2 protein-coding genes are annotated in these 2,063 nt (G+C 22.7%); both read left to right on the top strand.

Going from position 1 to position 2,063, the window contains the following annotated elements; all coding sequences use genetic code 11:
- Positions 1-156 precede the first annotated feature (156 nt).
- Entirely contained in the window at positions 157-1,407 is a 1,251-nt protein-coding gene (locus AVBRAN12642_RS09595) for a tyrosine-type recombinase/integrase (protein WP_336608303.1), read from the top strand.
- Between the two features lie 24 nt (positions 1,408-1,431).
- Complete coding sequence (locus AVBRAN12642_RS09590) at positions 1,432-1,839, top strand: type II toxin-antitoxin system PemK/MazF family toxin (RefSeq protein WP_239803217.1); 408 nt, start codon at positions 1,432-1,434, stop codon at positions 1,837-1,839.
- The last annotated feature ends 224 nt before the right edge of the window (positions 1,840-2,063 follow it).

The following is a 2,063-nucleotide window of genomic DNA, read 5'->3' as shown; positions in this document are numbered from 1 at the left end:
TAGTGGTATTTATAAAGTAAAAAAATAAAAATTATTAGATTTTAAATAAGAAGGTAATGAAAGTATAAAACAAGTTCAGTATATTATTTTTTGACTTAAACATACTTTAAATAACTTTTTAAGTAACTTAAAACTATAAACTGTAAAAGGATAATAATGGGAAGAATTAGTAGCACTAATTTAACAAATAAAGATATTAAAAAATTACAAAATAACAATAAAGCATATATTAAATGTGTTGGTAATCCAAAAGAACTATATCTAAGAATTTATCCTAGTGGTATGAAAACATTTTGTATTAGGTATAAAAACAAAATGATAAAACTTCATGAATTTAGAGAAAATATATACTCTATAAAAGAAGCAAGAGCTGATGCAATTAAAATATTAAGAAAACTACTTATTGATGAAAACTACAATTTAAGCATCAATAGGGTAAATTACAATTTTAGTATTTTATATAAACAATATATAAAAATAGTTCAAAACAAATGTAGAAATGAAAGATATGTAAAACAAATAATGCAAAGAATTAATAAATACCTTTTACCCAAGTTGGGAGATAAAAACATTGCAGATATTAAACATAGTGAATTATTAGATATACTAACTAGTATATATAATCCAGCAAATAAAAATAAAAGTAGAATTGATATAATACACAGGCTAATATCATATTTAAAATCAATTTTTGATTTAGCGATAGCAGATAATTACATACAAAATAATCCAGCAAATAATTTAAAAGAACACTTTATTACTTTAAAAGAATTTAATAAAATTAACTCTCGTGATGGCAGAAGACCTGCTCTAATAAATAATGAAGATATAAAAAATTTTATAAAATGCCTAAAAGAAAATAATAAAATTGATTTAAATATTAAATATGCAATATTTTTACAAATTCTCACTGCAAATAGACCATTTAACACAGTATCTGCGAAATGGAGTTATATTGATTTTAAAAATAAATTATGGACTATTCCAGCAAGTGAAATGAAGAATAAAAATGAACATACAATAGCATTGAATACATATATGATTAAAATTTTATCTGAATTAAAATCAATTTCAAAAAATAATATTTATGTATTTCCTTCAAAATACAAAAATAAGCACATATCAACAAATACTATAAGTAAAGCTATTAGAGAAACTTTAAATTATAAATATTATGGAAAAGTAGTCCCTTATGGATTTAGAAGCACTTTTAAAACAATATGTAGTTTAAATATTACCACTTTAAATAGTATGGGTATTAGTGAAAAAGTAATTGAAGAAGTTATGGATCATTCTACAAAAGGCATAGCGATGCATTATGAAAGAAGTAGATCATCTATAAAAGAAAAAATGATTTTAATGCAATGGTATGGCGACTATATTAACAATATAGAAAAATTATTATAAAATAAGAAAAAATAGGATTTTGCTATGATGAATTATGATGACTGGAATGAAGTTAAAAAGAAAACAAATGATAATAATAAACATAAAAATATAAAACTTGGGGAAGTTTATTGGGTTAAAATAGGATTAAATATAGGTTATGAAGTTTATGGCAAAGGTAAAGATTATGCTAGACCTGTGCTAGTGATTAATAAGCTTTTTGATAGTGCTGGTAATAGGCTGTTTTTAGGTGTTCCTTTAAGTTCTAAAGTATATGGAAAAGCTAATAAATATCGTTATGTTTTTGATAGTAATGGAAGCTTACAAACTGCTTTATTATCTCAAATTAAAGTGTTTGACAATAAAAGAGTTATGTATCAAGCTAAAATTAAATTACTAAAAAATGATTTTTTAAATATAAAACAAATAATTATAAATGAAGTAATAAATTAACCCCACACCTAAAAGGTGGGGGAAACCCGAGCCATTATCTTGCGATAAGGGGGCGACTAACCCAAAAAGGGTGAAACATTTTTATTATAGTATTTGTTTAGTTAATTTGCAAATAGCTTATATAATGTTTGTTTAATTCTTTTATTTTAGTTACTTTTAAATTAACTTTTGTAATTAAATTACCATATTATCTTTATTAATAAGCTTTTATGTATTTAAAAAAT

Source organism: Campylobacter sp. RM12642 (assembly GCF_020137635.1).
Taxonomy (GTDB): Bacteria; Campylobacterota; Campylobacteria; order Campylobacterales; family Campylobacteraceae; genus Campylobacter_E.
This window is presented reverse-complemented; position numbering and strand designations above follow the sequence as displayed.